This window comes from Exiguobacterium sp. s56 (assembly GCF_018618255.1).
GTDB lineage: Bacteria > Bacillota > Bacilli > Exiguobacteriales > Exiguobacteriaceae > Exiguobacterium > Exiguobacterium chiriqhucha.
In genome coordinates, this window is the sequence record NZ_JACSLR010000001.1 from 97,074 (window position 1) to 123,330 (window position 26,257).

At 55.0% G+C, this 26,257-nt stretch carries 24 protein-coding genes, 1 other RNA gene and 1 other annotated feature; of the genes, 17 read left to right on the top strand and 8 right to left on the bottom strand.

Annotation, left to right across the window (positions count from 1 at the left end; translation table 11 throughout):
• The first annotated feature begins 96 nt into the window (after nt 1-96).
• The 6 genes from recJ (at nt 97) to aspS (ending at nt 9,111) form a co-directional block, all read left to right on the top strand.
• Entirely contained in the window at nt 97-2,388 is a 2,292-nt protein-coding gene (gene recJ, locus KNP71_RS00520; RefSeq protein WP_214829806.1) for a single-stranded-DNA-specific exonuclease RecJ, read from the top strand.
• 1 nt (nt 2,389) lies between these two features.
• Nucleotides 2,390-2,908: an adenine phosphoribosyltransferase gene (locus KNP71_RS00525; RefSeq protein WP_021066904.1), complete on the top strand. Its 519-nt coding sequence runs from the start codon at nt 2,390-2,392 to the stop codon at nt 2,906-2,908.
• A gap of 191 nt (nt 2,909-3,099) precedes the next feature.
• Nucleotides 3,100-5,289, top strand: a complete 2,190-nt coding sequence (locus KNP71_RS00530) for a RelA/SpoT family protein (RefSeq protein WP_021066905.1) — start codon at nt 3,100-3,102, stop codon at nt 5,287-5,289.
• A gap of 16 nt (nt 5,290-5,305) precedes the next feature.
• Nucleotides 5,306-5,749: a D-aminoacyl-tRNA deacylase gene (gene dtd / locus KNP71_RS00535; RefSeq protein WP_021066906.1), complete on the top strand. Its 444-nt coding sequence runs from the start codon at nt 5,306-5,308 to the stop codon at nt 5,747-5,749.
• A gap of 38 nt (nt 5,750-5,787) precedes the next feature.
• Nucleotides 5,788-6,022: a binding site (T-box leader), on the top strand.
• Between the two features lie 39 nt (nt 6,023-6,061).
• Nucleotides 6,062-7,342, top strand: a complete 1,281-nt coding sequence (hisS, locus tag KNP71_RS00540; protein WP_021066907.1) for a histidine--tRNA ligase — start codon at nt 6,062-6,064, stop codon at nt 7,340-7,342.
• Nucleotides 7,339-9,111, top strand: a complete 1,773-nt coding sequence (gene aspS, locus KNP71_RS00545) for an aspartate--tRNA ligase (protein ID WP_131471105.1) — start codon at nt 7,339-7,341, stop codon at nt 9,109-9,111. The genes hisS and aspS overlap by 4 nt, the downstream gene beginning before the upstream one ends.
• 40 nt (nt 9,112-9,151) lie before the next feature.
• On the opposite strand, the gene KNP71_RS00550 is transcribed toward aspS, so the two are convergent.
• From KNP71_RS00550 to KNP71_RS00560, 3 genes are all read right to left on the bottom strand, one after another.
• Entirely contained in the window at nt 9,152-10,003 is an 852-nt protein-coding gene (locus tag KNP71_RS00550) for an alpha/beta fold hydrolase (RefSeq protein ID WP_251130759.1), read from the bottom strand.
• 85 nt (nt 10,004-10,088) lie between these two features.
• A complete protein-coding gene (locus KNP71_RS00555; protein ID WP_125318019.1) occupies nt 10,089-10,307 on the bottom strand; it encodes a hypothetical protein in 219 nt (72 codons plus the stop codon).
• Nucleotides 10,280-10,630, bottom strand: a complete 351-nt coding sequence (locus tag KNP71_RS00560) for an iron-sulfur cluster biosynthesis family protein (RefSeq protein WP_021066911.1) — start codon at nt 10,628-10,630, stop codon at nt 10,280-10,282. Before KNP71_RS00560 ends, KNP71_RS00555 begins: the two co-directional genes overlap by 28 nt.
• A 118-nt stretch (nt 10,631-10,748) precedes the next feature.
• Here KNP71_RS00560 and KNP71_RS00565 point away from each other — a divergent pair, with 118 nt between their 5' ends.
• Together KNP71_RS00565 and KNP71_RS00570 are read left to right on the top strand one after the other, a co-directional pair.
• The gene (locus tag KNP71_RS00565; RefSeq protein ID WP_214798959.1) at nt 10,749-12,461 is read left to right on the top strand and encodes an ABC transporter ATP-binding protein; all 1,713 of its coding nucleotides are present in this window, start codon (nt 10,749-10,751) and stop codon (nt 12,459-12,461) included.
• Between the two features lie 91 nt (nt 12,462-12,552).
• Nucleotides 12,553-13,587 (top strand): zinc-binding dehydrogenase, encoded by a 1,035-nt coding sequence (locus KNP71_RS00570; RefSeq protein ID WP_214829808.1) that lies wholly within the window; start codon nt 12,553-12,555, stop codon nt 13,585-13,587.
• Between the two features lie 44 nt (nt 13,588-13,631).
• Here the strand turns inward: KNP71_RS00570 and KNP71_RS00575 are convergent, their stop codons facing one another.
• Nucleotides 13,632-14,276 (bottom strand): YczE/YyaS/YitT family protein, encoded by a 645-nt coding sequence (locus KNP71_RS00575; protein ID WP_214829811.1) that lies wholly within the window; start codon nt 14,274-14,276, stop codon nt 13,632-13,634.
• 344 nt (nt 14,277-14,620) lie between these two features.
• Between KNP71_RS00575 and KNP71_RS00580 the strand changes: the two genes are divergently transcribed.
• From KNP71_RS00580 to KNP71_RS00590, 3 genes are all read left to right on the top strand, one after another.
• Complete coding sequence (locus tag KNP71_RS00580) at nt 14,621-15,835, top strand: DASH family cryptochrome (RefSeq protein WP_214829814.1); 1,215 nt, start codon at nt 14,621-14,623, stop codon at nt 15,833-15,835.
• Nucleotides 15,836-15,909: 74 nt separating this feature from the next.
• A non-coding RNA gene (gene ssrS / locus KNP71_RS00585) (6S RNA) lies at nt 15,910-16,096 on the top strand.
• A gap of 95 nt (nt 16,097-16,191) precedes the next feature.
• On the top strand, nt 16,192-16,959 hold the full coding sequence (locus KNP71_RS00590) for a tRNA threonylcarbamoyladenosine dehydratase (protein ID WP_214829817.1): 768 nt from the start codon (nt 16,192-16,194) through the stop codon (nt 16,957-16,959).
• Between the two features lie 24 nt (nt 16,960-16,983).
• On the opposite strand, the gene KNP71_RS00595 is transcribed toward KNP71_RS00590, so the two are convergent.
• Nucleotides 16,984-18,291 (bottom strand): replication-associated recombination protein A, encoded by a 1,308-nt coding sequence (locus tag KNP71_RS00595; RefSeq protein ID WP_214829820.1) that lies wholly within the window; start codon nt 18,289-18,291, stop codon nt 16,984-16,986.
• A gap of 60 nt (nt 18,292-18,351) precedes the next feature.
• On the opposite strand from KNP71_RS00595, the gene cymR reads away from it, so the two are divergent.
• Genes cymR through KNP71_RS00615 form a run of 4 tightly spaced genes read left to right on the top strand, consistent with a single transcriptional unit; the run spans nt 18,352 to nt 21,708 of the window.
• Nucleotides 18,352-18,759 (top strand): cysteine metabolism transcriptional regulator CymR, encoded by a 408-nt coding sequence (gene cymR, locus KNP71_RS00600; protein ID WP_021066920.1) that lies wholly within the window; start codon nt 18,352-18,354, stop codon nt 18,757-18,759.
• 17 nt (nt 18,760-18,776) lie between these two features.
• Entirely contained in the window at nt 18,777-19,913 is a 1,137-nt protein-coding gene (locus tag KNP71_RS00605; protein ID WP_214829821.1) for a cysteine desulfurase family protein, read from the top strand.
• Nucleotides 19,914-19,916: 3 nt separating this feature from the next.
• Entirely contained in the window at nt 19,917-21,038 is a 1,122-nt protein-coding gene (gene mnmA, locus KNP71_RS00610; protein ID WP_214829823.1) for a tRNA 2-thiouridine(34) synthase MnmA, read from the top strand.
• Between the two features lie 10 nt (nt 21,039-21,048).
• Nucleotides 21,049-21,708: a tetratricopeptide repeat protein gene (locus tag KNP71_RS00615; protein WP_214829825.1), complete on the top strand. Its 660-nt coding sequence runs from the start codon at nt 21,049-21,051 to the stop codon at nt 21,706-21,708.
• 44 nt (nt 21,709-21,752) lie between these two features.
• On the opposite strand, the gene KNP71_RS00620 is transcribed toward KNP71_RS00615, so the two are convergent.
• From KNP71_RS00620 to KNP71_RS00630, 3 genes are all read right to left on the bottom strand, one after another.
• On the bottom strand, nt 21,753-22,199 hold the full coding sequence (locus KNP71_RS00620; protein ID WP_214829827.1) for a hypothetical protein: 447 nt from the start codon (nt 22,197-22,199) through the stop codon (nt 21,753-21,755).
• Entirely contained in the window at nt 22,196-22,471 is a 276-nt protein-coding gene (locus KNP71_RS00625) for a hypothetical protein (protein ID WP_214829829.1), read from the bottom strand. Before KNP71_RS00625 ends, KNP71_RS00620 begins: the two co-directional genes overlap by 4 nt.
• 62 nt (nt 22,472-22,533) lie before the next feature.
• The gene (locus tag KNP71_RS00630; protein WP_251132724.1) at nt 22,534-23,082 is read right to left on the bottom strand and encodes a VOC family protein; all 549 of its coding nucleotides are present in this window, start codon (nt 23,080-23,082) and stop codon (nt 22,534-22,536) included.
• A gap of 116 nt (nt 23,083-23,198) precedes the next feature.
• On the opposite strand from KNP71_RS00630, the gene KNP71_RS00635 reads away from it, so the two are divergent.
• On the top strand, nt 23,199-23,885 hold the full coding sequence (locus tag KNP71_RS00635; protein ID WP_214829834.1) for a magnesium and cobalt transport protein CorA: 687 nt from the start codon (nt 23,199-23,201) through the stop codon (nt 23,883-23,885).
• A gap of 70 nt (nt 23,886-23,955) precedes the next feature.
• Nucleotides 23,956-26,163 (top strand): SF1B family DNA helicase RecD2, encoded by a 2,208-nt coding sequence (gene recD2 / locus KNP71_RS00640; protein WP_251132725.1) that lies wholly within the window; start codon nt 23,956-23,958, stop codon nt 26,161-26,163.
• The last annotated feature ends 94 nt before the right edge of the window (nt 26,164-26,257 follow it).

Below are 26,257 nucleotides of genomic sequence, written 5' to 3' on the forward strand. Positions count from 1 at the left end.
GGTCTCCCGAATTAATCGGGGGACCTTTTTGAATGTCAAGACGGCACTTCACTCGCTCGTTCTGATATAATCTACAATTGATTGGAGTGAGGCATTATGTATCATGCGAAGAAACGTTGGGTGTATCCGGAGACGGATACAACGGCTGTTGAACTGTTACAGACAGAATTGAATATATCGGAGCAACTCGCGACGCTCCTCACACAACGGGGGCACCGCGACGTCGAGGCGGCCAAGGCGTTTTTATACGTCGAGGATGAATTGACGTTCCACGACCCGTTTTTATTTGAACAGATGCCAAAAGTCGTCGAACGCTTGAAACGGGCGGCTGACGAAGGCGAGATGGTGCTCATCTATGGCGACTATGACGTCGATGGCGTCAGCGCATCGGCCGTCATGTGGCACGCCTTGACCGAGATTGGCGTCATGGCGGAATGCTATATCCCGAACCGGTTCACCGAAGGCTACGGACCGAACAAAGAGGCGTTCAGCTGGGCCGCCGGTGAAGGGTTCACCCTCATCATCACGGTCGACTGCGGCATCTCGGGGATTGAAGAAGCGGCGCTCTTGAAAGAGCTCGGGGTCGACTTGATTATCACCGACCACCACGAACCGAAAGAGACGTTACCGGATGCGTTCGCTATCATCCATCCTCATATCGACCCGTCGTATCCGTACGACAAACTCGCCGGGGCAGGCGTCGCCCTCAAAGTGGCGCACGCCGTGCTCGACCGGATGCCGGACGAGCTTCTCGACTTGGCCGTCCTCGGCACGATCGCCGACCTCGTCCCGCTCGATGGGGAGAACCGTCTGCTCGCCAAGCTCGGGCTCAAGGCGCTCGATGATTCGAAACGCCCGGGTATTTTGGCGCTCCGTGAAGTGTGTGCGTTGACGGACGGGACATTGAACGAGGAATCGGTCGGGTTCGCGTTCGGTCCGCGCATCAACGCCGCCGGTCGTCTCGACTCGGCGATGCCGGCGCTCCAGATGTTGCTCGCCGAGAGCGAGGAAGAAGCGCTCGCACTGGCACAACAGCTCGACAAACAGAATAAAGAACGCCAAGACATCGTCAAGACGATCGCCAAAGAAGCGACGGAACTCGTCGAAGCCTCGATGACGGACGACCGCGTCCTCGTCGTCGCCAGTGAACGCTGGAACCCAGGCGTCGTCGGAATCGTCGCCTCACGTCTCGTCGAGGCGTACTATCGTCCGGTCATCCTCTTGTGCCATGACCCGAAGACAGGGAAGGCGAAAGGGTCGGGCCGGTCGATTGACGGTTTCGACTTGTTCAAAGAACTATCGAAGAACGAAGACATCTTGCCGCACTTCGGTGGCCACCCGGCCGCAGCCGGGATGACGTTGTTATCGGAAAACGTGGCCGAACTGCGCCGTCGTCTGAACGAACAAGCCGAATCGATTCCGGACGAGACGTTCGTCGCCCGCGTCAACGTCGACTTGAAGCTCGACGTGAACGATGTGTCGCTCGACTTGATTTCAGAGATTGGCAAGCTCGCCCCGTTCGGGATGGGTAATCCGTCACCGCGTGTCGTCGTGGCAGACGCTAGACTTCGCGACATCCGTCAAATCGGGCGCGACAACACCCATTTGAAGGTTCAGCTCGCCGGGGACAAGCGGGAACTTGATGGCATCGGCTTCGGTTTCGGTCACGTCGTCTCTGAAATCTCGAAGATGGCCCACGTCTCGGTCATGGGCAGTCTGCAAGTAAATGAATGGAACGGGATGCGCAAGCCGCAGCTCATGATTCAAGACATCCGTGTCGACGGGTTCCAAGTGTTCGATTATCGGGGCAAGAAAAATTCGCTCGACGAATTGAAACAGCTCCCGGGCGACACGACGTCGTTCATCTCGTTCCAAGGGCGGGACGACTTCCCGCTCCACGACCTTGATACGCCGCTCAAGCCGTTTGTCGTCTTGCTCGATTTGCCGGACGAGGAAGACGTATTGGCGGACTTGTTGACCGAGGACGTCGAACGCATCTACTGTGCGTTCGGACAAGGCGGCTCGTTCTTCGAGAAGTTGCCGACGCGTGAAGATTTCCGAACATACTACGTCCACATGGCGACGTGCGAACGGAAAAACCTGCGCGAAAACTTGATTCGTTTGTCAATCGAGCGAAAATGGTCAAAAAATACGATTCAATTTATGCATCAAGTATTCTCTGAACTCGAATTTCTTGTTACAATGGAAGACGGACTGCCTGGAGTGAATCCAGAAGCGCCGAAACGCGATTTGACCGAAGCGCCGTGTTATAAGCGCCGGGTCGGACGAGTCCAACTCGAGGAGCGTTTCATCTATGCGTCGTTGGCAGAACTGAAAGAGCGGTTACAATCATTGCGATCGAACAAGATGCAGGAGGCTTACACATAAAATGGATTTCAAACAGCATATTAAAGAAGTAGCGGATTACCCGAAAGAAGGAATCAGCTTCAAAGACATCACGTCACTCATGCAAGACGGGCCGGCTTACAAAAAAGCGGTCGATGAGCTCATCGCTTACGCTCAGGAGCGCGGTGCTGAACTCATCGCTGGTCCGGAAGCACGCGGATTCGTCGTCGGTTGCCCGGCAGCGTACGCACTTGAACTCGGGTTCGTCCCGGTCCGTAAAGAAGGCAAGTTGCCACGTGAGACGGTTCGCGTCGCATACGGCCTCGAATACGGCACAGACATTTTGACGATGCACAAAGATTCAATCAAACCGGGCCAACAAGTCGTCATCTTGGATGACTTGCTCGCAACAGGCGGCACGATTGAAGCGACCATCAAAATGATTGAACAACTCGGCGGCGTCGTCGCGGGGATTGGATTCTTAATTGAACTTGATGGACTTGGTGGACGTGAGCGTCTCGAAGGATACGACGTGTTCTCACTCATCCGTTACGAAGATTGACCTAGACGGGAAGCGATTAGCTTCCCGTTTTTGAATAGTTTTTGAGGAAAATAACCCACAACCTTTGACAGGTCGTCAGATTTTTTCGATAATAGAAAGTAAAATTAGAATATATATGTGTACGTTAACTACTACCATGCTTCGACTTTTCCGAGTCGATTGGAGCGGTAAGAAAAAGGGTGTCGAATGTTATGACCAAAAAACAAATCGTAAGTATTGAGGACCTTCTCGACGCGCTCGGGGAGTATATGGGTGAAGACGAGATTGCCGAAGTGAGACGCGCTTACGAATACGCAAAACTGCATCATACCGGTCAGTTCCGACGTTCCGGCGAACCCTACATTCTGCATCCGGTCCAAGTGGCCGGTATTCTCGTTGATATCGGGTTAGACGCGACGACGATTATCGGTGCGCTTCTTCATGATGTCGTGGAAGACACGGACATCACGCTCAAACAGCTCGCTGACGAGTTTGGGGTCGAGGTGGCCATGCTCGTCGACGGTGTGACGAAGCTCGGTAAAATCAAATATAAATCGAAAAAAGAAGAGCTCGCCGAGAATCACCGCAAGATGATTATCGCGATGGCTGAAGACGTACGTGTCATCTTGATCAAACTCGCCGACCGTCTGCATAACATGCGGACGCTTCAACATATGCCGAAAGAGAAGCAAGTTCAAAAAGCGGAAGAAACGCTCGAGATTTTCGCGCCGCTCGCCCACCGGATGGGGATCTCGACGATCAAATGGGAGCTCGAGGATATTTCGTTACGTTATATCAATCCGCAGCAATACTATAAAATCGTCTCGATGATGAAACAGAAGCGGACCGAGCGGGAAGCGCTCGTCACTTCGGTCATCACAGAAGTGAACACCGTACTTGAGGACGTGAGCATCGAGGCCGACGTCAACGGCCGTCCGAAGCACATCTACTCGATTTACAACAAGATGGTGAAGCATAAGAAAGAGTTCAATGAGATTTATGACTTGATGGCCGTCCGCATCATCGTCGATTCGATTCGCGACTGCTACGCCGTCCTCGGCATCATCCACACGCAATACAAGCCGATGCCGGGCCGGTTCAAGGATTATATCGCCATGCCGAAACCGAACATGTATCAGTCGCTCCACACGACGGTGATCGGACCGAAGGGTGAGCCGCTCGAAGTGCAAATCCGTACGAAGGACATGCACTTCATCGCCGAGTTCGGGATTGCCGCGCACTGGGCCTATAAAGAAGGAAAGAGTGTCGCGACGAACGGGTTCGATGAAAAGATCGCCCATCTGCGCGAGATTTTAGAGCTACAAAAAGATACGACCGACGCCGAGGAGTTCATGGAATCGCTCAAAGTCGATTTCTTCAGCGACATGCTCTACGTCTTCACACCGAAAGGGGACGTCTTCGAGTTGCCGAAAGGATCGGTCCCGATCGATTACGCCTATCGCATCCATACCGAGATCGGTCACCGGATGACGGGGGCGAAAGTGAACGGACGGATGGTGCCACTCGACCATAAACTCGAGACAGGTGACATCATCGAGATCATCACGTCGAAACATAGCTATGGGCCGAGCAAGGACTGGCTCAAGCTCGCCGTCTCGAGCCAGGCGAAGAACAAGATTCGCCAATGGTTCAAGCGCCAACAGCGTGAAGAGAACGTCGAGAAAGGCAAAGAGCTCGTCGACGTCGAGATTAAGAAGCTCGGCTTCGAGCCGAAAGAAGTGATCGATGACCAGTCGCTCGCCGTCGTCGTCGAGAAGTTCAACTTCGGGAACGAGGAAGAGATGTACGCCGCGGTCGGCTATCATGGCATCACGGCCGCCCAAGTCGCCCACAAGTTGACGGAGAAGCAGCGCAAAGAGCCAAAACTCGAGCTGTCGGACGCGATCAACGAATTGAAAGTCAGTCAGTCGCCGAAGAAGAAGACGGCCGAGGCCGGCGTCTCGGTGAAAGGGATTGACAACATGCTGATCCGCATGAGCCGCTGCTGTAACCCAGTGCCGGGCGATGAAATCGTCGGGTATATCACACGTGGACGCGGCGTGTCGATTCACCGGAAGGACTGCTTGAACATCATCAATGAGCAGCACCCGGAGCGACTCCTCACGGTCGAGTGGGAAGTCGGTCAGGCGAAGGAGAAGAACTATAACGTCGACATCGAGATCACCGGCTACGACCGTTCCGGTTTGTTGAACGACGTGCTCCAAGCCGTCTCGGCGACGAACACGAACATCGTGGCGGTGAGCGGACGCGGGGACCAGAACAAACAGGCCCGTATCTCGATGACGATCTCGATTCCGAACGTGAACCATCTGCAAAAAGTCGTCGACCGGATTAAGCAAATCTCGGACGTGTACTCGGTCAGCCGAGTCATGATGACGTGACGAAAGGAAGATTTCTGTGCGTGTATTGTTGCAACGAGTAAAAGAAGCATCCGTCACCGTCGATGAGGAGACGATCGGTCAAATCGAGGCCGGTTATTTGCTCCTCGTCGGGGTGACGCACGAGGACACCGAGACGGAAGTAAACTGGCTCGCCGACAAGGTGGCCGGACTCCGTGTCTTCGAGGACGCGGACGAGAAGATGAACTTATCGATTCAAGACGTCGCCGGCAAAGTGTTGTCCGTGTCGCAGTTCACGCTTTACGGGGACACGCTCAAAGGCCGTCGTCCCGCTTTCACGCAAGCAGCGAAGCCGGATATCGCCGAACGTCTTTACGAGAAGTTCAACGAGCGTTTGCGGACGCACGGGCTCGTCGTCGAGACCGGGAAGTTCGGGGCGATGATGGATGTCGCGCTCGTCAATGACGGTCCGGTCACGCTCATGCTCGAAAAAAACGCTTGACAGAAGCAGGCGTGATTCGGCATCATGAACCATATAACCTAACACCTACGATAAAGAAAAGTACGGTCACCCCACCAGCAAAGAGAGCGATGCCGAGGCTGAAAGCATCGACTGGATGATGACCCGAACGACACTTTGGAGGTGCTTCCTTGAACTCTTAGTAGGGGGAGCCGTTTCATCGGGCGTTAACCGATTTCGAGTGGCAGAGTATCGATTATGGCTCTGCAACGAGGGTGGTACCACGGGAAACTTTAACAGGCTCTCGTCCCTTTGCGGACGAGAGCCTTTTTGTATTCTAAGGAGGGAATTTAGATGAAAGCACCACGCGGCACACAAGACCTGCTTCCGGGCACGGTCGAGACGTGGCAGTATGTCGAAGAGAAACTACGCGACATTAGCGCCCGTTACAACTATAAAGAGATTCGTACCCCGATTTTTGAAACGACCGACCTGTTCACACGCAGCGTCGGCGAGACGACGGACATCGTCCAAAAAGAGATGTTCACGCTCGTCAAGAAAGGCAAGGACGAGTATACGCTCCGTCCGGAAGGGACGGCCTCGGTCGTCCGCGCTTTCGTCACGAACAAGCTGTTCGGCAGCCCCGACCAGCCGACGAAACTGTACTACATGGGACCGATGTTCCGCTACGAACGTCCACAAAAAGGCCGGTTCCGCCAACTGCACCAATACGGTGTCGAGGCGATCGGTAGCAGTGACCCTGCCGTCGACGCAGAAGTGATCAGCCTCGCCTACACGATTTACAAATCGTTCGGCCTGAAGCAAATCAAGGTCGTCGTCAACTCGCTCGGTGACGCCGAGAGCCGCAACGCTCACCGCGAAGCGCTCATCCGTCACTTCGAACCGGTCCAGCACGAGCTGTGCCAAGATTGCCAGACGCGATTGCACCAAAACCCGCTTCGCGTCCTCGACTGTAAAGTCGACCGCGACCACCCGTCGATGAAGTCGGCACCTTCGATTCTCGACTTCTTGAACGAAGAGTCGAAGACGTACTTCGAGAAAGTACTCGCGCACTTGGATGCGCTCGGCGTCGCTTACGTCGTCGACCCGACGCTCGTCCGCGGTCTCGACTACTATACGCACACAGCGTTCGAGATCATGTCAGAGGCAGAAGGCTTCGGCGCCATCACGACGCTATGCGGCGGTGGACGCTATAACGGTCTCGTCCAAGACATCGGTGGACCGGACATGCCGGGCATCGGTTTCGGGATCGGGCTCGAGCGTCTCATCCTCGCTCTCGAGAATGAAGGGGTGCTCCCGGCACTCGAGACGGGACTTGATGTTTTCGTCGTCGCCCAAGGCGGATCAGAAGTCGAAGTGACGGCGACACGCCTGTTGCAACTGCTTCGCATCGAAGGCTTCAAGGCGGACCGCGACTATCTCGGCCGCAAGTTCAAAGGACAATTCAAACAAGCCGACCGCTTGAACGCGAAGTTCACCGTCATCCTCGGAGACGATGAAGTCGAACGCGGCTCGGCCTCTCTCAAGGTCATGGCGACCGGGGAACAAGTCGACGTGCCGCTTTCGGCTGTCGCAGACAAAATTCGTGAACTATCGGAAGGAGCAGGACAATGATTGGACGCACACATATGAACGGCCGCGTGACAGAATCACTCATCGGCCAAGACGTACAATTGAAAGGATGGGTACAAAAACGTCGCGACCTCGGAGGCCTCATCTTCATCGACCTTCGTGACCGCACAGGCATCGTCCAAGTCGTCGTTCGCCCAGAAAACGAAGCGGTGCACAAGCTCGCCGAGTCGATCCGCAGCGAATACGTACTTGATATTAAGGGAACTGTCCTCGAACGTGAGAACAAGAATCCGAATATGCCGACCGGGAACATCGAAGTCATCGCCTCTGAAATCAACATCTTGAACGCGGCGAAGATGACGCCGATTCCAATCGGTGACGAGGCCGAGAACGTATCGGAAGACCTCCGTCTTAAATACCGTTACCTCGACCTCCGTCGTCCGGCGCTCCAAGAGACGTTCCGTCTCCGCTCGAAGGCGTCGAACACGATCCGTAACTTCTTGACGGAAGAGGAGTTCCTCGAAGTCGAGACACCGATTTTGACGAAGTCGACACCAGAAGGCGCGCGTGACTATCTCGTCCCAAGCCGTGTTCACGGCGGCGAATTCTACGCGCTCCCGCAATCACCGCAGTTGTTCAAGCAGCTCCTCATGGTGGCTGGATTCGACCGTTACTTCCAAATCGCACGCTGCTTCCGTGACGAAGACCTTCGGGCCGACCGTCAACCGGAATTCACGCAAGTCGATATCGAGACGAGCTTCATGGACGTCGAAGACTTGATGGCGATGATGGAATCGATGATGGGCCAAGTCATGGAAGCGACGCTCGGTCGCACGGACACACCGGCCAAGTTCGAGCGGATGACGCACGAAGAGGCGATGCGCCGTTTCGGTTCAGACAAACCGGACACACGTTTCGGTCTTGAGCTCATCGACGTCGCGGACGCTGTCACAGGTGCCGGCTTCAAAGTGTTCGACATGGCGCTCGAGTCAAACGGACAAGTCAAAGCGATCAACGTCAAAGGTGAAGCGGACAAGTTCTCGCGTAAAGACATCGACAAGCTTCAAGAGTTCACGGCCGTCTACGGCGCGAAAGGTCTCGCTTGGCTCAAAGTGACGCCAGAAGGCTTGAACGGACCGATCGCCAAGTTCTTCGACGAGACGTATGCTCAGAAGTTGATGGAAGCGACGAACGCAGAAGCGGGCGACCTGCTCCTCTTTGTGGCGTCAAAACCGACAGTCGTCGCCGACAGCCTCGGCGCGCTTCGCGTCAAACTCGGTCATGAGCTCGGGCTCATCGACGAGTCGAAATTCAACTTCCTTTGGGTGACGGACTTCCCGCTCGTCACGTTCGAAGAAGAAGACGGACGTTTCTACGCCAACCACCACCCGTTCACGATGCCAAACCGTGAAGACCTCCACTTGCTTGAGACGGATCCAGCGAGTGTACGCGCCCTTGCCTATGACCTCGTCTTGAACGGCTATGAGCTCGGTGGCGGATCGCAACGGATTTATGAGCGTGACATTCAAGAGCGCATGTTCAAATTGCTCGGCTTCACAGAACAAGAAGCAGTCGACCAGTTCGGCTTCTTGCTCGAAGCGTTCGAATATGGCACACCGCCACACGCGGGTATCGCGCTCGGTCTCGACCGTCTCGTCATGATCCTCGCGGGTCGTTCGAACCTTCGTGACACGATTGCCTTCCCGAAAACGGCGTCGGCGAGCGACTTGCTCACACAAGCACCAAGCCCGGTCGCGGACGCGCAACTCCAAGAGTTGTCGATTCGTACCGCATTGAAAGAGAAGAAATAAGCAATCAAAAGGAGGTTCGCCGCGGCGAACCTCCTTTTACTTACACGGAAACAGATGTGACCCAGTTTTCTTTGACTTCTTGAACGACACGATCTGGATTTTCCCAATGGAGCATGTGTGAAGCGGATGGGACGGGTTTGACGACGGCACCGGTCAATTCGGCGATTTGATTCGATGCATCGATTTTAAATGGCTCATCTGCTTCTGGAAGCGTCGCCCGCAACAGGATGATCGAGTTCGATTGCACCCGGCTTGAAAAATCGAGCACCTCATCGCGATACATCGATCGAATGATGGCTGCACCAGTTTTTCCGCGAGCGTGCCAATAGTAGCGGTTGTCTCTATGTACGGCAAGGTCTTGCGCGGCCAAATCTAGGAGTGGGGAACGTCTCGAGATCCCATCGTAGACCGCCATCGATTCGAATTCGCCCCAAGTCTCACAAAAAACTTCAAAATCTGTTTCGTAATACGCCGCCTCTTTCTCTGAAGAGCGTCCGCGCAGCCGCTTACTTTGATACCCACCATCGATCAAAATTGAACCGTCGACGCGGTCGCCTTGATCGATCAAATAGTAGAGGTGGATGAAAGACCCCCAGGAATGGGAGAGGAAATAAAAACGGTTCACATCAAGCATGTCGAGCACTTGATTCAGCCACTCACAAAAGCGAGGGAAGTCGTATGCATGGTCATCCTGAAAAGATTGGGACATCCCATGACCCGGTGCATCAATCGCAAGGATGCGGAAGTGGTGTTGTAGTTTGTCCGCAACTTCGATGAAACTGAGTGCTGTACTGCCGAGGCCGTGCAAACAAAAGATGACTGGCTTGTCGCGTTCGCCCCATTCGGTGACGCGGACATCGATGTCCTGGCAATGAATCATATAGCGTTTCAATTTCAAATTCCTCCAAATCGTATGTATTAAAAAAGAAGGGTCGACCGAATTGTCCGACACCTTCTCTTCATTTCTTTATCTGTTGTTAGTTTTCCTCTTGGTCATTCATCTTTTTCGCCGTTCGCTGAAGCGCGAATCCGAAGGCGAACAGCGAGGCGATCACGGCCGTCATCGTGTAGACCGAGTCCGCGAACGCCAGGTAAATGCCGAACAGGCCGAGCCCGAAGCTGAGGATAAACCAAAGCCAGAGGCTCGGATGGTCGCGTAACGCCTGCTTCATCGGCTCGGGACGTTCAACTGGCAACCGGTCCCATCGGTCACGAGTAAGTTCGAGTTGAACACTTGGCCGTTACTCTTCAAGACAAGCGTCCGTTTATCGTCACGATAGTCAATGATCATGTCCTCGTCCAAAAAGATTTTCGTCCAGTTCTTAATGAGAATCGGGCCGACGTTCGAATCAATCTCGACATCTTCTGGTGTCGTCTCGGTCACGTAGCGAATCTCGAAGATGCCGCTATTGCCACAGCCGCAACCTTCCGTCTCATAAAACAAGTGCATTTGTCCGTCACGGTCGCCTTTTAAGGCATCAATCCGCGCCTGAGCGCGTTCTGTAATCTGTACGTTCATGTGTATCACTCCTTAACTCTATTATACCTCGCTGGAAAAAAGATTGAAAAAGACGTGCTTCCCGTTTTCCACTTCCTGCAAAAAGGCGTAAACTATTTGTTTAGAAGGGGGAAACGACATGATCTCACGTTTTTTTAGTTATTACCGTCCACATAAGAAGTTATTCATCCTCGATTTCTCGTTCGCCATCCTCGTCGGCCTGCTCGAGCTCGGTTTTCCGCTCGCCGTACAATGGTTCATCGACGACCTGTTGCCGGGTGGGGAATGGAATTGGATTATCATCATCAGCATCGGCCTATTGATTCTTTACATACTCGCCATGATGATGCAGTACGTCGTCAACTATTGGGGGCATAAGCTCGGCATCAATATCGAGACCGATATGCGGGAAGAGCTGTTCACCCACATCCATAAACAGTCGTTCCGGTTCTTCGATAATCATAAGACCGGCCATCTGATGAGTCGGGTGACGAACGACTTGTTCGATATCGGCGAAGTGGCGCACCATGGTCCTGAAGATTTCTTCATCGCCATCATGACACTGCTCGGTGCGTTCGGAATCATGTTCTCGATCGACCCGCAACTCGCGCTCGTGACGGTCGTCGCCGTGCCATTCCTTGTCATCATGATCACGTACGCCAACAAAAACATGAACAAGGCGTGGCAAAAGATGTATACGAACATCGGTGAAGTGAACGCCCGTGTCGAGGACAGCGTCTCCGGCGCGCGTGTCGTCCAATCGTTCACGAACGAGACGTTCGAAATCAACCGATTCCAGAAAGACAATAACTTCTACCGCGGCTCGAAAATCGAGGCGTATCGAGTCATGAGTAAATCGCTTGCGGGCATTTATATTACGACGCGGCTCATGACGCTGCTCGTACTCGTTTACGGCGCCTATTTGACGTATCAAGGTCAACTGTCTTACGGGCAGCTCGTCGGGTTCATCCTCTATATGAACTTGCTCATCAAGCCGATCGAGAAAATCACAGCCCTCCTCGAGATGTATCCGAAAGGGATGGCCGGCTTCAAACGATTCACGCAACTATTGGACGAGGCGCCGGACATCGAGAACCGTCCGGACGCCGTCGACGTCACGGCACTGAAAGGCGACATCGCCTTCCAAAACGTCTCGTTCGGCTACTCGAACTATCGCCAAGTGTTGACCGACATCGACCTCGACATCAAGTCGGGTACGACGGTCGCCCTCGTCGGGACGAGCGGGGCCGGGAAGACGACGATTTGTTCGCTCATCCCGCGTTTCTATGACGTGACGAGTGGCGCCATCACAATTGACGGTATGGACATCCGCGATATGACGAAAGAGAGTCTGCGACGCCAAATCGGAATCGTGCAACAGGACGTGTTCTTGTTCGCGGGAACACTCCGTGAGAATATCGCTTACGGGAAGCTGGACGCGACCGACGCGGAAATTATGCATGCGGTCGAGAAAGCACATCTGAACTCGCTCGTCGAAGAGTTGCAGTACGGCCTCGATACGCAAATCGGGGAACGGGGCTTGAAGCTGTCGGGCGGACAGAAACAACGGATTGCCATCGCCCGGATGTTCCTCAAAAATCCACCGATTTTGATTTTGGACGAGGCGACGTCCGCGCTCGACACGGAGACGGAAGCGATCATTCAAGACTCGCTCAATGAACTCGCGGCCGACCGGACGACGCTCATCATCGCCCACCGCTTAGCGACGGTGAAAAATGCCGACCGTATCCTCGTCGTCACCGCTGACGGCATCGTCGAGGACGGGACGCACGATGAATTGAGCATGAAAGGCGGCGTGTTCGCCGGATTGCTCAGACGCCAACAACTATAAGGAATGGGCAGCCACCAATAATTTTTGGTGGCTGTCGTGCGTTAGTGGGGTATAGACAGGAATATAGTTGTGATGAGGAGGAAAACAAGTGATGAAAGCAATACAGGTCATCGGTTACGGTGACGTCGATCAATTACAAGTCGTCGATGTCGCGATTCCGAGCCTAAAACAAGGAGAAGTGCTCGTGCGCGTGAAGGCGTGCGGAATTAACAATACCGAGATTTGGATGCGAGAAGGGGCGTATGGGACGGACAAAGAGTCCGGCTGGCGGCCGGAAGGGGTCCAGTTCCCACGGGTCCCGGGTTCAGATATCACGGGTGAAGTCGTGAAGGTCGGCAGCGGGGTCGAGGAGACGATGGTAGGACGTCGCGTCATCCTGTTCCCGTTCACATCGAGCGGGCAGGACGGGGAAGAGCATATCGCTGACGATATGTCGTTCATCGGTTCCGAGTACGATGGCGGTTATGCCGAATATGTCGCTTGGCCGGCCGCACTCTGTTACGATATGCCGCTCGACAGTTTCGTCGATAGCGCCGTCTTCACGGTGAGCGGGTTGACAGCGTGGCATATGAATGAACAGATTGAGATTCAGCCGGGGCAGACGATTGTCGTCACCGGTGCGAGCGGTGGGGTCGGTTCGTTCAACGTCCAAATCGCGGCGAACGTGCATGGCGCGAACGTATTCGCCATCGTCGGCGATTTGAAAGATGAAGCGAAGCTGAAAGAACTAGGGGCGAGCCGTGTTTTTTCATACCGTTCCGAGACGCTCGCCGACGAGATTCTCGAAGCGAACGGGGGACCGGTCGATGCCGTGCTCGATGTCGTCGGCGATGCCTTGTTCGCGACATCGCTCGAGGTGTTGAAAAATGGCGGCAAGTTCTGTATTTCCGGTTCGGCCGGGGGTCAACAGACGAACCTCGACTTCCGGACGATGTATTTGAAACATATCACCATGTACGGCTCCGTGCTCGGCACGCGGGCCGAGTTCAAAGCGATGCTCGAGGCGATTGAAGCCGGGAAGATTCGGCCCATCGTCGACCGGACGTTCCCGCTCGCTGAGGCGCGGGACGCGCAGACGTACTTTAAGCAACGGGGCAAGTTCGGAAAAATCGTCCTCGTCCCATAACGAAAAGAGAGGAGACCGGACCGTGTCCGATGTCCTCTCTTTTTTTATGCCGCAATTTTCGCCCGGTCGATGACCGAGACGAGTCGCCGGAACTGTTCAAGCCAAAACTGGAAGAACGGGCCGATTAGGAAAATCGACAGCACCGTTCCGAAGAAGACCGGTCCGCCGAGCACCCAGCCGATGAGGCAAGCCGTCAGTTCCATCCACGTCCGCATCATGCGGACCGACGTGTTGAACCGATCGGCCAAGGCGAGCGTCAACCCGTCCCGTGGGCCGGCCCCATAACCGATGGCGACGTACAACCCGGCACCCATCCCGATGACGAAGATGCCGAGGATGAGCCAGGCGATGTTGAACGCGATGCCGTCGAGCTGCGGCAACCAATGCTGGTCGAGAATCAAGTTCATGAACACGCCGACGAAGACGGCATTGACGAGCGTCCCGAACTGGGGCCGAATCCGGTCCAGTATGTACTTGCAGAGGACGAGCAAGAGACCGACGAGCAAGATGATCGTCCCGACGGAAATCGGGGTGTGCCGGGCGAGCCCGAGATGGAGCACGTCCCATGTCGACACGCCGAGGTCGGCCGTGATCATCATCGACGACCCGAGGGCGAGCAGGAACAGGCCGCTCATGAATAACGCCCATTTCAAACTGATTCGTAAAGATTGTACCCATACCGCGTGCATGATGGTCGCCTCGATTCCCTAAAATGTTCCATCATCATATCATATCTCGTTTCCACGCAAGAAAAAAACGCCTCGGACGAGGTCCGAAGCGCTTGGCTCACTTTTTAGGTGTCGATGCTTTTTTTGCTTTGTTCTTTTTATAGTAATCGTAGACGAACGGTGCGACCGCCGTCGCGACTTTAATGAGTGTACCAAATTTACCTTTTCTAGCCATGTTGCTGCACCCCTTTCTGTTCTAATGATGTATATTCCACCTGTTTCGGAAATGAAAACATGTTTCCTACAGTTTCGTCTAAGCGAACACCGGCAGCCATGTCCCATAATGGGGGAAGGAGGCGAAAAAGATGAAGACGATTATCTGGTATCAAAACGATTTGCGGGTCGACGACCATCGTCCGCTCGAGGAGGCGCTCCGTCATGACGATCCGATTGAGGGCCATTACGTCATTGCGCAAGAAGAGCTCATTGAAAACCGCTTCGGCCATATTCCACTCGGGCCGCGGCGACTCCAGTTTTTAAACGAGGCACTCGACGACTTGGCCGGTTCGCTCGCAGCGCTCGGCATCCCGCTGTTCGTCCATGTCGGACATCCACTTGACGTCTTCGAACCGACCGACCGCTTGTTGTTCCAACGGTCGATCGGCTATAACGAACGGAGACGTGAACGTGAGGTCATGACCGCGTGGCAAGGCGAATGTCAGTCGTTCGACGGATTCACCCTCTATTCGCGGGACGAGATTCCGTTTGAGAAGCTACCATTCCTCTTCACCGAGTTTCGGAAAGCGGTCGAGGCTGATGCGAGACCGGATCGATTGGCCGAACGTTCGCCTGCGAAGGAATGGCGTGCCATCGATTTTCCGGTCGCTTATGAACAGCCGGGACAGGATGCACGGACTGCGTTCCCGTTCCAAGGCGGGGAACGGGCGGGGCGAGCGCGTCTCGCCGCCTATTTGGCCGGTCCGGTCCGAACGTACAAAGAGACACGGAACGGTTTCGGGGTCGACGACTCATCGAAACTGTCGGCTTATCTCGCCAACGGTTCGTTGTCACCGCGCCGGGTATTGCACGAGCTCGAGCAACATGAGCGGTCACACGGGGCGAACGAGTCGACGTATTGGCTCTATTTCGAACTGTTGTGGCGCGAGTTCTTCCAATGGGTCGCCCTCGAGCAAGGGAAGCGACTGTTCCGCGCCCAAGGCATCCGTTCGAAACAGAAGACATGGCGCGTGGACGATGACGTCATCGGGCGTTGGCAAGCGGGAGAGACGGGCGTCGACTTCGTCGATGCGTTCATGCGCGAATTGAACGCGACGGGATGGATATCAAACCGGGGCCGGCAAATCGTCGCGAGCTACTTTGCGAAAGAGCTCGGGCAGGACTGGCGCATCGGCGCATCCTATTTCGAATCGATGCTGATCGACTACGATGTGGCGAGTAATTATGGCAATTGGGCGTACCAGGCCGGCGTCGGCAACGACGCGCGGGACCGTCGTTTCAACGTCACGCGGCAACAAGATACGTACGACCCGACCGGTGCGTTTCGTAATAGCTGGTTGTGACGAAACTGTCATAAGAAGTCATCGTTTCTGATTGACTTCTTTTTATAGACAGGCTATAGTAAAGGCAACAGATGGGATACCTGAGGTGTACGAGAGCCGCCTTCGTTATTTTGAGCCAACACTTTGAATACGGGAGACCGAACTGCCATCCAGATCAACTGCCTCATCACGTGCAGGAGGACTTGTGAAGGGGACGCTAGGTCACCCACCTGCTTAAGCAGGTTCAAAAGCAGGGCATCGTCACGGCACTCCGGGCCCCATCGATTTTATTGCAAAAACGTCGCTAGACGTCTTTTTTTTGATTATAATTCCGAGTAAAATAGTGTGAGAAAATAGGATTCATTTGGAGGAAGAGTATGTTACACCAGTTTTCACGTAATGAGTTGGCCATCGGTCAAGAAGGTTTAGAAGCTTTAAAAGGTAAGACTGTCGCCATCCTCGGCGTCGGCGGTGTCGGGTCGTTCGCGGCCGAGGCACTCGCGCGGAGCGGAGTCGGACGCATCGTCCTCGTCGATAAGGACGACATCGACATCACGAACGTCAACCGTCAAATCCACGCGCTCTTGTCGACGGTCGGGCAACCGAAAGTCGAAGCGATGGGAACACGTCTCCTCGACATCAACCCGGAGCTCGAGCTCGTCAAATTGAAGATGTTCTATACAGAAGAGACGTTCGAAGACTTCTTCGCCCAAGACCTCGATTTCGTCATCGACGCTTCGGACACGATCATTTATAAGATTCATTTGATCGTCGAGTGCAAACGCCGGGGCATCCCGGTCATCTCCAGCATGGGCATGGCTAACAAGATGGACCCGACGCGCATCAAAGTCGTCGACATCAAGGATACGACGTACGACCCGATCGCCAAAATGGTTCGGACGCGTCTCCGCAAAGAGCGTATCCATAAAGGCGTCCCGGTCGTCTTCTCTGACGAGTCACCGATCGTGACACGCGAAGATGTGAACGAGGTCGTCGGCAAGAAAGATGCCCCGATCCGTAAAGCGAAGATGCCACCGAGTTCGAACGCGTTCGTCCCTTCGGTCGCAGGCCTCGTCGCTGCGGGCTATGTCATCAATCAAATGCTCGAGACAGCGGGTGTCGAGATCAACCGCATCCAGAAATAAAAAAACGACGCCGGCTCATCAGAGTCAGCGTCGTTTTTCCCAATAGTCGAGCCGTTTTTGCAGCTGTTGCTCGAAGCCACGGCTCGTCGGTGTATAATATTTAGGACGTTTCCGGGCCAGGTTTTCCGGCCAATAGTTTTGCGAGACGTAGCCATCTTTCTCGTCGTGCGGATACTTGTAGCCGGCACCGTTGCCGAGCTCACGCGCACCCGGGCTATGGGCGTCGCGAAGATGGACCGGTACCGGACCGCCCTCGACCGTGCGGACGTGATGGATCGCCTTGTCGATGGCGGTGATGACCGCGTTTGATTTCGGTGCCGTCGCAAGATAGAGGACGGCTTGGGCCATCGGGATGCGCGCTTCCGGAAAACCGACGTGTTCGCTCGCGCGGGCGGCCGCATCGACGATCACGAGCGCGTTCGGGTCACTGAGGCCGATATCCTCGGCCGCATGCACGTAGAGGCGGCGCATGATGAAGCGCGGTGATTCGCCGGCCTCAATCATGACGGCGAGCCAGTACAGGGCCGCATCCGGGTCGGAGCCACGAATCGACTTGATGAACGCCGAGATGACGTCATAATGCCGGTCGCCCGTCTTGTCGTACTTGATCGCTTTTTGTTGAATCGACTCTTCGGCCACTTCGAGCGTGATGTCGATTTTGCCGTCAACCTCGGGCGTCGTCAACACGGCCAGTTCGAGGGCGTTCAACAGCACGCGGTAGTCACCGTCCGCCATTTTGATATAATGATCCACGGCGGCTTCCGCGATGTGAACCGGATAATTGCCGAGTCCTTTCTTGTCAGACAGGGCCCGCTCCAAGACGACACGAAGTTCGTCTGGTCCAGGCGGTTCGAGCCGAAACACGGTCGCGCGTGACAGCAACGCCGCGTTGACCTCGAAACTCGGGTTTTCGGTCGTCGCCCCGATCAAGATGAGCTTGCCGGCTTCAAGTGCCGGGAGCAGGGCGTCTTGCTGCAGTTTATTGAACCGATGGATCTCGTCTAAAAATAAAATCGTTCGTTCTTGTTCGAAGTCGAACCGGGACTCGGCCTCACGGATGACACTTCGCAGTTCATCGAGTTTGGCCGTGACGGCGTTCAATTGGACGAACGTCGCTTTCGTATAATTTGAAATGACGCGGGCGAGCGTCGTCTTGCCCGTTCCCGGCGGTCCATACAGGATGATTGTGCCGAGGCGGTCGGCCTCGATGGCCCGGCGCAACAGTTTGCCTTCGCCGATGATGTGGCGTTGACCGATGACTTCGTCTAACGTTTCCGGCCGCATCCGGTTGGCGAGTGGGCCGCTATTCGATTGCTGAAATAAATCACTCATACGTACACATTCCTTTCGACAAACGTTTGTTCGATTAGTATAGCAGAAGGAGACATGAAGATGAAAATATCTACAAAAGGTCGTTATGGATTGACGATTATGATCGCATTGGCCCGGGAGACGGACAACAAACCGCTCAGCTTGAAAAAGATTGCGGCCCGGCATGACTTGCCGGAACATTACTTAGAGCAGTTGATCGGTCCACTCCGCAACGGTGGGCTCGTCAAGAGCGTCCGCGGGGCGTATGGCGGCTATCAGCTCGTCAAACCGGCGACGGACATCACGGCGGGCGAAATCATCCGCTTGCTCGAAGGGCCGCTCACGATCGTCGAGGACTCGGAAGCGGACGATGCCGTGAAACGGAAGCTATGGGATAAAATCAAAGCCGCGATCGAGAAAGTGCTCGAAGAGACGACACTCGCCGATCTCGCTGAAGAAGATTCCGATGGCTATATGTTCTATATTTAAAGGTGAGGTGAACGAACATGAACTACTTTGATCATGCCGCAACGACGCCGATGCGTCCGGAGGTACTCGAGGCGATGACGCCCTATATGCTCGAGCAATATGGCAACCCGTCGAGCATCCACGGCATCGGACGGACGGCCCGTGCCGCACTCGACGCTTCGCGCCGGACACTCGCCACGTGGATCGGGGCGACCCCGAACGAGATCGTCTTCACGTCGGGCGGGACCGAGTCGGACAACTATGCGTTGTTCGGCACGGCGTATGCGAATCAACATAAAGGCAAACATTTGATTACGACGAAAGTCGAGCACCACGCCGTCCTGCACGCGATGGAGCAACTCGAACGGGAAGGCTTCGACGTGACGTATCTCGATGTCGACGCGACGGGTGCGGTGACGCTTGATTCCGTTCGTGCCGCACTCCGGGACGACACGATTCTCGTATCGGTCATGTACGGCAACAACGAGGTCGGCACACTGCAACCGATTGCGGAAATCGGGGCGCTTCTCGCCGACCATCAGACCTATTTCCATACGGACGCGGTCCAAGCGCTCGGCACGGAAACGATTGACGTCAAGGCGCTCGGTGTCGATTTATTATCGGCCTCGGCCCATAAAATCAATGGCCCGAAAGGTATCGGTTTTCTTTTTATGAAAACAGGTGTAAAATTAGCGACGCGTTCTTTTGGAGGACAACAAGAACGGAAACGTCGAGCCGGCACGGAAAACGTTCCGGGTGCCGTCGGGTTCCAACAAGCAGCCGAACTGGCTAACATCGAACAAGCCGAGCGGGTGAACACGTACCGGCAAATGGCTGAGGCGCTCTTCGGGCGACTCGATGAACTCGGAGTCGAGTATGACGTGAACGGGGCGAATCGCTTGCCGCACATCGTCAACTTGTATCTCCCGGGCATCGAGCTCGAACCGTTCCTCATCATGATGGACATGCGCGGCTTCGCCATCTCGAGCGGCAGTGCCTGCACGGCCGGATCGATTGAACCGTCACACGTATTGACGGCGATGTTCGGGACGTCGGAGCGGACGAAACAGTCCGTCCGCATCAGCTTTGGACACGGTAACTCGGTCGAAGACGTGGAACGGCTCGCCGAACGACTCTCTGAGGTCGTCTCGACATTCACGAACGGAGTGAGATAACGAATGAACTTACGCACAAAAGCCCCTGCCGAGACGACGGTCGTCGTCGGGATGTCAGGCGGCGTCGATTCATCGGTGACGGCCCATCTGCTCAAAAAGCAAGGGTATAACGTCATCGGAATCTTTATGAAAAACTGGGATGATACGGACGAGAACGGTGTCTGTACGGCGACCGAAGACTATGAAGACGTCATCGCGGTCGCGAACCAAATCGGGATCCCGTATTACGCGGTCAACTTCGAGAAAGAATATTGGGACCGTGTGTTCGAATACTTCTTGGCCGAGTACCGTCTCGGACGGACGCCGAACCCGGACGTCATGTGTAACAAGGAAATCAAGTTCAAGGCGTTCCTTGACCACGCGCTTCGCCTCGGAGCCGACTTCGTCGCGACCGGGCACTACGCACGGGTCGAGTATGTCGACGGTGAGCATCGCCTCCTTCGTGGGAAAGATGACAACAAAGACCAAACGTACTTCTTGAACCAGTTGTCACAAGACCAACTCGCGCGGACGATGTTCCCGATCGGTCATATGGACAAGAAAGACGTCCGTGTCATCGCCGAAGAAGCGGGACTCGCGACAGCGAAGAAGAAAGACTCGACGGGCATCTGCTTCATCGGAGAGCGCAACTTCAAAGAGTTCCTCTCGGAGTACTTGCCGTCACAACCAGGCATCATGCAGACGCTTGATGGGGAGCAAAAAGGAAACCATGACGGGCTCATGTATTACACGCTCGGCCAACGCCACGGCCTCGGCATCGGCGGCGACGGGGACCCATGGTTCGTCGTCGGCAAGAACGTCGAAGAAAATATTTTGTACGTCGGCCAAGGGTTCCATCATGACGCGCTCTATTCGGACGCGTTGCTCGCCTCGAAGCTGTCATGGACAGGTGCCGTACCAACAGGTGAGTTCCGGGCGACAGCGAAATTCCGCTATCGTCAACAAGACGTACCGGTGACGATTGCGCCACTTGAGAACGGCGAAGTGCTCGTCAAATTTGATGAGCCGCAACGCGCCATCACGCCAGGCCAGGCGGTCGTCTTCTATGACGGCGACATCTGCCTCGGCGGTGCGACGATTGACGAAGCGTATCGAAACGGAAAACGACTCGACTATATCGGATGAGGTGATGAGGATGAACGCAAACGAATTAGGCATCCAAGCGATGCAACAAGGTGAGTTCGAACAGGCGGCGAAGCAGTTCAATGCCGCCATCGAGGCGAACCCGACGGACCCGACCGGATTCGTCAACATGGGCACGCTGTTGCAAGCGATCGGTGACCATGAACGGGCCGTCGTCTTTTACGATAAGGCGCTCGAGCTCGACAACGCGTTCGGCGCGGCGCACTATGCGAAGGGAGCGCTCGCCTATGAGCTCGAACAGCTCGACTTGGCCGAGGCCTCGCTTCGTCAGGCGCTCCTTGCCGGGATGGACGACGCCGACCTTCATTTCATGCTCGGCTTGACGTACAAGGCGATGGGCGATTTCGTCCGGGCGTTGCCACGTCTTCGCGAGGCGATGAAGCAGGCGCCGGAAGACGTCGAGATCTCGTTCCAGTACGGGCTCGCGCTCGCACAGAACGAACAGCTCGATATGGCCGTCGAAGCGCTCGAGCATACGCTCGACCTCGACGCGAGCCATACCGACGCCCGTTATAACTTGGCGATCGCCTATGCGTTCCTCGGTGAACAAGATAAGACATATGCTGAACTTGAGCGTGTGCTCGAGTTGCAACCGGACCATGCGCTCGCCTTTGACGCGAAAGCGAAGATGGATGAGCTGCTCGGCAACTGAATCAAAAAAGCGCTTCTCGCAAATTTTGCGAGAAGCGCTTTTCGTTAGTCCCAATAATGGAAGATGACGTTGCCGATTGTCTTTGGCTGCCAATAGTTGATTTCTCCACGTTCTGCCTTGTTCAGAAACGGCTGTAGCGTCACATCAAATCGTTCATTCAGCTCCGCCGCTGATGGGATTTGATAGGAATCCGGAAACATGTCGGTCAGTTCGGGTACATCGATGTACTCGTACTGAAACGGTTCAACTTTTGAGATGCCAATGATGGGATACACTCTGCTGAGCAGCACATAGATGCTGCGTCCACGGATGGTGATCGTCGCTTGGTCATAGTTCGGAGTGACCGAGTCCCCAAGGATGATGTTGCACGTGCCGCCTTTCCGACGAGCGTAATCGAAACAAACCGTTTGGAATGATTGATTATCGAACTCGGGGGCGGGGCAGTCGCCGTATGAAAAGCCAGTGATACATTCTGGTAAGATGAGCGTCATGAAACCACCTCCCCGATCATCCAAACCGCAAGATTATAAATCGTCAATAATAATGCGAAGGCGAGCGTGATATAGTTCCAACCGACGCGTCGGCCTGATTTAGCCCGGCGTATACCATCCGTTAAGATGAGCAAGGCTGCACCGAATGAAACGAACGATAGGGTGGCAAAAGAAGTTAGACGATCGAGCGTGGGGAATGTATCCACCATGAAAGACAGTCCATACGTGAGCAACCCTAAACCAATCACGATGAGAAGCGGAAAGAAACGCATAACACACAACCTTTTCCATTTTCTCTCATCTTATCATGTGCGTTGTCGAGCGTATATGTGAATCAAAGTTGCTTCGTCGTGATTTTCACGGGCTCGCCGCCGAACTTTTCGTACGCCTCGTCCATGTTTTTCGTATACAGCTCGATGACGTTCTTGCTCGGGTCTTTAAAGTAGGCCGAGCGCTCTTTGCCGTTGACCGTCTCATCCTCGTCCCACGTCCGGAGTTTTGTCGAGATATTTGAAGCCTCTAACACCTCGAGCGCTTGATTGAATGAGTCCATCGGCACATAGAACGCGCAATGGACGTGGGCGCCGCCCTCGTCGTAGAGCGTATCCCACTCGGTCACGTCCTCTTGTCGGTTTGATTCTTCTTCTGAAGTGAAATCACGTTTCAACCAAAGGCCGAGGCGGGTGTTCCCGCCGACATAGAGCCACGTCGCCCACGGTTCGTTCGCCTGTTCCTGCGCCTCGCTCGGCTCGGCATCGTCACCGACCCATTGCTCGACGACGGGCAGTCCAAGCTTGCCGTGCCAAAAGTCGACAGCTTCCGCCATATCGGTCACTTCTAACACGAGTTCACACAGGCCACTGATTGGAATACGTTTCTTCATACATAGTCCCTCCTTCATAGGTTCACTCGAACAGTTCCCGCTTTGATTCGACGAAAAACGTGCATAGCCGTCCGATTGTTCGGGAAATGGGATAACAATTGAGAGGGGAGAAGTGTATGCGTGTAATCAGTCTGGTCAGTGTCCTTGTCTTTTTTATCATCGAATGGTTCATGCTCGGGCGTCTGTTCGCGGCCGTCGACGAACGTCTCGCGACGGGCGAGTGGACGAACAATCTGTTGTTCCGTGTCGTCGTCGAGTCGGAACGGGCGACGACGGTCCTTTTACTTTTGTTCGCGACGTTCTTCGTGCTCGGCATAATCATGCATTGGATCCTGTCGGCCCATCGTTCTTGGTCCGCGACGCTCGGCACTGTCGGGGTGGCCTGGGTCGTACCGGCCGTACTCGCGCTCATCGCCTGGTTCATCCCGAATCCATACATCCAGCTTGTCATCATCGTGTTGCAGCTGTCGTTTATCCCGCTCATCCCGTTCGTCGGACAGACGGTGCGACTCGGTCATGTCGTGCTCAATTGGGGCGTCCATGTCGTTGCCGCAGTTCTCGTGCTGTTGATTCAGCGGCCGTCGCTCGAGCAACTGTTCCGCATCGAACGGACCGAGATGTTCGAGCGGCTCGAAGGTTACGTTAATTCGGGGGAGCTGGAACGGTTCGAACGGTTGCTCGAGAATGTGGACTTGGAACAGCTGGAACGGATTTTGAACCGAATCGACGTCGATCAACTGATTCGCATCCTCGAACGGGTCGACCTCGATCAACTTGAGCGCATCTTGAACCTGTTCAGTTAGGCGATTTGTCCTATCGTTTCAACTCGGGCTATAATGGGGGATGGAAAACTAGCTGGAGGTGGCTCGAATGATGGCAGCACCTTACGAGTTGACAGGAAAAGTCATCCGCGTCCTGTTTCAATCGGAAGAAGAAGCGCACACGATCGCGCTCGTACGTATAAAAGAAAAGAATTTTGAGACAGACGAGACCGAGATGGTCATCGCCGGTGTCGGCGTCGGCATTGAAAAAGGTGAGACATACAAAGCGCACGGGCGTCTCGTCGACCATCCCCGGTTCGGGAAACAGATGAAGGCCGAGTGGATTCGTCGTGTCGTCCCGATGAAGAAGCGCGCGGCCGTCCGCTTTTTGACGAACGGTTCGTTCCCCGGGATCGGCCAAAAGACGGCCCAGAAGATTGCTGACGCACTCGGAGACGACTGTATCGATCAAATCGTCAAGCATCCGAGCCTTTTGTCAAACGTCGACGGCTTGAAAGAGAAACAAGCCCGCGTCATCACCGAACGGTTGAACATCTTGTATGGGGTCGACCAGTTGCTATTGTTTTTGGCGCCGTTCGACGTGACACCGCGCCTCGCCTCAAAGATTCACAAAGAGTATGAAGGACGGGCGATGGAGACGATTGAAAAAAATCCATACGCCCTCATGTATGATGTCCCTGGTATCGGCTTCAAGACGGCCGATGCCATCGCCGCTCACTTCGGAATTCAAGGGATTCATCCGGAACGGATTGCTGCGGCCGTGTTATACGTGCTCGAGCTCGAGCAAGGAAACGGGCATCTGTTCGTCACGGCCGACCAACTCGCGAACGAGATGCCGCGCATCATCGGCGGCGACCCGGGTGAGGCACTCGTCTCGGCGCTCGAGACGCTCGCGAACGATGAGCGAGTCATCGTCGAAGACGGGGTCGTCTATCATCCGCGCGTGTACCGGGCCGAACAAAAAGCGGCCGAAGAACTCGCGCGCATCATGTCGACCTCGACGACAGAAGACGTCGATATGACGACGATTTTCGATGCGGTCGGACGCGTCGAAGAGATGTTCTCAATCGAATATGCGACGCAACAACGGGAAGCGATTGAGCTCGCCTTGAAGTCGCCGCTCATGGTGCTCACCGGTGGACCGGGGACCGGGAAGACGACCGTCGTCCGTGGCATCATTCACGCGCTCAGCGACGTGTTCGATTGGAAGCTCGAACCCGTACAGAATCAACCGTTCCCGTTCGTGCTCGCCGCACCGACCGGCCGGGCCGCGAAACGGCTCAGTGAGTCGACGGGGCTGCCGGCCTCGACGATTCACCGGTTGCTCAAGTTTGACGGCAGTTCATTCCAAGTCGATGACACGAATCCGCTCGTCGGAAAAGTGCTCATCGTCGATGAGGCGTCGATGATTGATATCTTCTTGTTCCGGAGTCTGCTCCGGGCCGTGCCGAACGGGATGAAGATTCTCTTCGTCGGGGACCGGGATCAATTGCCTTCGGTCGGACCGGGCCAAGTGCTCGCCGATTTGATGGCGACCGACGGCATCCCGGTCGTCCGCCTTGATGTCGTCCATCGGCAGGCGTCCGAGTCGAGCATCCTGCGCCTGGCGCACGCGCTCAACGCGAAACAGATGCCGGACGATTTGCTCGCGGCGCTGCCGGACCGCCGTTTCTATACGGCCAACCAAGAGACGGCACTTCAAGCCATCTGCCAAATGGCAGGGGCCGCGCTACGAAAAGGCTATTCACCGTTCGATATCCAAGTGCTCGCGCCGACGTACCGCGGGGTATGCGGCATCGACGGCTTGAACGAGGCACTTCAAAACGTGTTCAATCCGAAATCGGCGGCCCGGGAAGTGAAGCACGGCAACCGGACGTATCGAAACGGGGACAAAGTGCTCCAACTCGTCAATAACGCCGAGGAGAACGTCTACAACGGTGACATCGGCGAAATCACGAATATCTTTTACGCCAAAGAGAACGTCGACAAGGTCGATAAAATCTATATCCGTTTCGATCAAACCGAGGTCGAGTATAACCGGAGCGAATGGGACCAGTTCACCCACGCCTATGCCATCACCATCCATAAGTCGCAAGGGTCCGAGTTCCCGATCGTGCTCATGCCCGTCTTCTTCAACGGCGGCTTCCGCTCGTCGCGCAACTTGATTTATACGGCCGTCACGCGGGCGAAGAAGAGCCTGCTCTTGTTCGGGGACGTGCGTGCGCTCGAGGCGGCGACACGGGAAGAGGAACCGGTGCGGCGGACGAAACTCGTCGAGCGGCTAGGCGGCAAGTCTTGACGTCTCCTGATTGACGTGTGATAATGACCAATAGAAAACTGAAACGATTAAAGACGATGAAGGAAATGAGTACGTCGTAACCGCCTCACCAGAG